The 4615-nt window shown below is 62.6% G+C and carries 6 protein-coding genes; 2 read left to right on the top strand and 4 right to left on the bottom strand.

Translation table 11 applies throughout. The annotated features are described in order from the left end of the window. The first annotated feature begins 489 nt into the window (after window positions 1-489). Window positions 490-678 carry a hypothetical protein gene (locus KDH09_09615; GenBank protein MCB0219938.1) on the top strand — a complete coding sequence of 63 codons (189 nt, stop codon included), beginning with the start codon at window positions 490-492 and terminating at the stop codon, window positions 676-678. 8 nt (window positions 679-686) lie between these two features. Beyond that, window positions 687-1157 carry a hypothetical protein gene (locus tag KDH09_09610; GenBank protein MCB0219937.1) on the top strand — a complete coding sequence of 157 codons (471 nt, stop codon included), beginning with the start codon at window positions 687-689 and terminating at the stop codon, window positions 1155-1157. Window positions 1158-1194: 37 nt separating this feature from the next. Here KDH09_09610 and scpB read toward each other — a convergent pair whose 3' ends face one another. The 4 genes from scpB to KDH09_09590 form a co-directional block, all read right to left on the bottom strand. Beyond that, window positions 1195-2241: an SMC-Scp complex subunit ScpB gene (scpB, locus tag KDH09_09605; protein MCB0219936.1), complete on the bottom strand. Its 1047-nt coding sequence runs from the start codon at window positions 2239-2241 to the stop codon at window positions 1195-1197. Continuing rightward, window positions 2234-3196: a segregation/condensation protein A gene (locus KDH09_09600; GenBank protein MCB0219935.1), complete on the bottom strand. Its 963-nt coding sequence runs from the start codon at window positions 3194-3196 to the stop codon at window positions 2234-2236. Before KDH09_09600 ends, scpB begins: the two co-directional genes overlap by 8 nt. After that, window positions 3189-4379, bottom strand: a complete 1191-nt coding sequence (locus KDH09_09595) for a tryptophan--tRNA ligase (GenBank protein ID MCB0219934.1) — start codon at window positions 4377-4379, stop codon at window positions 3189-3191. Before KDH09_09595 ends, KDH09_09600 begins: the two co-directional genes overlap by 8 nt. A 2-nt stretch (window positions 4380-4381) precedes the next feature. Continuing rightward, on the bottom strand, window positions 4382-4615 hold a 234-nt coding region (locus KDH09_09590; GenBank protein ID MCB0219933.1), incomplete at its 5' end, for a hypothetical protein.

Below are 4615 nucleotides of genomic sequence, written 5' to 3'. Positions count from 1 at the left end.
ATGCGGCGCTCGGACTCAGAGAGAAACTGCTTGCGCGCGGCCATGGAGATCCTTTCCTTATTCCCCTCTCCCTCTCAGGGAGAGGGAGAGCGAAGCGAGGGTGAGGGTGGAGAGCTTGTTGCGCCTCGGCACATTCACCCTCACCCGCCCTGGCGGGCACCCTCTCCCTGAAAGGGAGAGGGGAGACCGGAGCTAGACACCAGTGTCTAGCTTGTTCAGGCTACCGCAATGTGGGGCCCTGCTCAAGGCAAAAGTGAGTGGGGGAGGCACCCTAACTGCCCGGAATCGCTGGCTGTATTTCGGTAACTAGCTGAAACAAAAGGGGTTTGAGAACGGGGGCTCGAGGCCTGTCTAGGTCAAGAAAATGGACCGACCAGTCCAGAAAATTCCCCGCAATCCGCCTGCCTTTTGGAGCAACCGGTACTAAGGTCGAAGGCGAGGGCTCCCAAGCATTTAAGCAGTGCCGGCACCCGCCGGCCGGGGGAAGCCGTGTCCGATTCCAGCTACATTCGAAGTGACCTGCCCGAAGAGCAGCCCGAGTCCTGTCCGCTGAGCGCCGAAACGATTCGGCGCACGCTCATCTGCCACGTCTGCGGCAGCACGGAAACCCGCTCGCAACACTGCAAGGTTTTCTGCGTCAAGTGTGGGTATCTGATTGAGAACTGTAGTGGGGATTGAGGGGGGGGATGGCGACACGGGAAGATGGTTATGCGGTGGGCCTTGTCTCACCGGTAGGTATCTTCATTGTTGGCATCCTCGGTGACCATCTGGCGACGTACCTTGCGTCAAGTGACCTGATTACATGGGACGAAGCGGTCCGGATCTGCATCATTCTTCCTGAAGCTGTAGTTGCGATTGCCGCGGGTGCATTCCTTCGGAACAGAAAAGAGTTGATCGTCGCTGGTCTTATTGCGGCGTTGGCAAACCACTTGTCAGTCATCTGGATGATGACTGTGCACAGTGATTGGTCATTGTACGACGCCGCGAATCTCTCGGGATTCGTAATCGCCTTGCTTGTAGCCCCCCTGTTCTGGATTGCGATGGGATTCGGAATGTGGATCAGGATTCTCCGGTCGCGGCGGCTGGCCCCTGCATCGGACCCAGTAGTTGAGATTTGCAGCGAGGACCCTGACAAACAAAAGCCCGACTCGCATTGAGCCGGGCCTTCAGGAACCCTTGCAATAAGCTCGCGCGCTACTCCTCCTCGCGCGGGTCTTCCTCGTCCTCGAAGTCTTCATCTTCTTCTGAATCGTCTTCCTCGAAGTCCTCGTCGTCGGCTGCGTCTTCATCGTCGGAAGCATCGGCGCGTTCGGCATCTTCGTCCCCGGAGAGGTCGTCAAAAGAGACGCCCTTGCTCTCTTCCTCGTCCTCGGAGGCTTCGCCGTCTTCGGGGGCTTCTTCGCCTTCGCCACGCTCGGCGGCCATGCGCTCGTATTCGTCGTCGTCTTCGAGCAGGCCGTCCTGCTCGGCTTCGAGCTGCTTGCGGCGCTCTTCCTCGAAGGCGCGCAGCTCTTCGGGGACTTCCACCTCGTCTTCGAGGTCGGTGATCTCCTTGATCTCGCGAAGGGTGGGCAGGTCCTTGAGGGTCTTGAGGCCGAAGAACTCCAGGAAGGAGGGCGTGGTGGCGTACATCATCGGCCAGCCGGGCACTTCCTTGCGGCCGGCGGGCTGAATCAGGCGGCGCTCGATGAGTTTGGTCATCACGGCGCTCGAATCGACGCCGCGGAGCTGCTCGACCTCGCCGCGGGTAATGGGCTGCTTGTAGGCGACAATCGCCAGCACTTCGAGGGTGGCCTGCGTGAGGCGCCAGGGGCGCGTCTTCTGGAGCTTCTTGAGCCAGGGGGCGTTGTCGGCAACGGTGCGGTAGTGATAGCCGCCGGCCACTTCCTTAAGCACGAAGCCGTGGGTGCCCGCGAGTTCGCGCTCTGCGCCCTCGGCAATGATGGCATCGAGCACCTCGCGCACGCGCTTGCGCTTGACCGGGCGCAGCAGGTTCGCGATGGAGGTCAGCGCCAGGGGCTTGGGCGAGGCAAAGATCAGCGACTCGATCACCGAACGCAGGCGCTCGTCACTGAGCCTTCGCGCAAGGCCGCCGGCCTCGTCGTCACTCTCTTCGCCGAGGTCTTCTTCTTCGGCTTCTTCCTCGGCGAGGTCCTCTTCGGCATGCGCGCTCTCGGCGGAGGTCTGCGCCTCTTCGCTCTGCTCTGCGTGCTCCTCATCCAACGGCTCTTGCTCAGCCATTGTCGTCTCCTTCTTCGTCGTTGAACTCGTCGTCGTAGTCTTCTTCCGACTCTTCGTCGGACTCATCGAGTTCCCGGGCCGCGGCGGCTACTTCGGCCGCCTCGGCTTCGAATTCCTTTTCGATGTCTTCGGCGCTCTCGCCGCCGAAGCTGTCGACCTGCTGCAGGTCCAGCGCATCGGGCGAGAGGGTGGGCTGGGGCAGGATGTAGAGATCGCCGCCCGTCTCGGCCTGGGAGACTTTGAGCATCTTCATGCGCACCAGTTCGAGAATCGCCAGGAAGGTCACGATCAGCCAGGCGCGGCTTCGCTCCTGGTCGGTCTCGAAGATCTCGTCGAAGGTGAGCCGCTCGACGCTCTGCAGGCGCTCTGCCAGCCCCAGAATGCGATCGCGCACGTGGAAGGTTTCCTCGCGCACCTTGTGGGCGTCGACGGGCTTGCGCTCGATGACCTTGCGGAATGCCTTGAGGAAGACCACCAGGTCCACGTCGGCAATGCCGCCGTCCTCGGGGTCGGGCAGGTCGTCGGGGTGGGGCGTGTGGGTGAACACGTCCCGGTCGAGCAGCGCGCGCGTGCCGAGCTGGCGGGCCGCTTCCTTGATCGACTGGTATTCGAGCAGCATGCGGACGAGCTCGGCGCGCGGGTCTTCGCCCTCTTCGTCCTCGTCCTCTTCGGGACGCGGCAGCAGCATCTGGCTCTTGATGTGCATCAGCGTCGCGGCCATCACCAGGAAGTCGCCGGCCAGGTCGATGTCCAGGTCCTGCATGTGCTCGATGTAGCGCAGGTACTCGTCCGTAATGAGCGCGATGGGGATGTCGTAGATGTCGATGCGGTGCTTGCGAATCAGGTACAGCAGCAGGTCGAGCGGCCCGTCGAAGACGGGCAGCCGCACGTGGTAGCCGAAACCCGGCTCGAAGAGATCGCCCTGCTCGGGCTTTTTCGCTTGCGGCTCAGCCATGGATTTTCATTGCCTCGCGCACTTCCTTGATGGTCTCGGTGGCCACGGCGCGCGCCTTGCCCGCGCCATCGGCAATAATCTCTTTGATCCGGTTGGGCTCTTCGAGCAGGGCGGCGCGCCGCTCGCGAATGGGGGCGAGCTCGCGGTTGAGGTTCTCTGCAAGGATCATCTTGCAGTCCATGCAACCGAAGGCCGCGGCGCGGCACTTGGTGGCGCAATCTTCCTGCTCGGACTCACTGGAATAGAGCTTGTGCCAACTGAAGACATTGCACTTGTCGGGATCGCCCGGGTCGGTCATCCGCATGCGGGCGGGATCGGTCTTCATGGGCTTGACCTTGGCAAGGGTCTCTTCGGCGCTGTCGCCAAGGAAGACGGCATTGTCGTAGCTCTTGCTCATCTTGCGCTCGTCCGTGCCCAGCAGGCGCGGCGTCGGCGTGAGCAGGCCCTGGGGCTCGGGGAAGGTCTCGCCGTAGAGCGCATTGAAGCGGCGCACGATGTCACGCGAGAGCTCCACGTGGGGCATCTGGTCCTCACCCACGGGGACGTAGTCGCCCTTGTAGATGATGATGTCGGCGGTTTGCAGGACCGGATAGGAGAGGAAGCCCAGCGTGGAGAGATCGCGCGCGGTGGCCGCCTGCTTGAGGCGCGCGAACAGATCCTTCGAGAGCACGGCCTCAATCTCCGGCAGCAGGTCCATCAGCGTCTCGGCGGGCTCGGCGTCCTCGGGCGCGGACACGACGGCCTGGAGGCGCTGACCGAGTTCCTTCTTCGCGCGGCTCTTGAGTTCCTTGTTGATCTTCTGGACGAGCGGCGGCGGCACGTGGGTGCGGCGCAGCTCGCGAAGCTGCTCGCGGTAGGTCGGGTTGCGCTCAAGCCAGGGAATGGGCACCAGCATGCTGAGCAGCAGGTAGAGCTCGGCGTGTTCCTTGATGTCGCTCTGGACGAAGAGCACCGACTTTTCGGGATCGAGCCCGCAGGCGATCCAGTCGGCGACGTTGTCGACGACGTTGGCACCGACATCGGAAGCGCGCTCGTAATCGGTGGTGAGCACGTGCCAGTCGGCCGAGAAGAAATAGCAGTCGTGCTCGGACTGGAGCTGCACCCAGTTCTTGAGCACCCCTTCCCAGTGGCCGATGTGGAGCGGCCCCGTGGGGCGCATGCCGGAGAGAACGCGCTTGCCCATGACTAGAAGAAATCTCCCCCGAGGATGAGGTTGGTCATGATGCTCACCGGCGCGAAGATGACGTCGCGCACCGGCGGTACGAAGAAGATGACCAGGAAGATGATCAGCGAGTAGCGCGCACTCTCGCGGAACTTCATGGCCTTGCCCACCGGCAGGGAGTTTTCCATCACGTGGGAACCGTCGAGCGGGTAGACCGGCAGCGAGTTGAACACGCACAGCGCCAGGTTGATCATCGT

The organism is Chrysiogenia bacterium, from assembly GCA_020434085.1.
Lineage (GTDB): Bacteria > JAGRBM01 > JAGRBM01 > JAGRBM01 > JAGRBM01 > JAGRBM01.
Note: the sequence above shows the minus strand (reverse complement) of the source record. Positions and strands in the feature narration are given on the sequence as shown.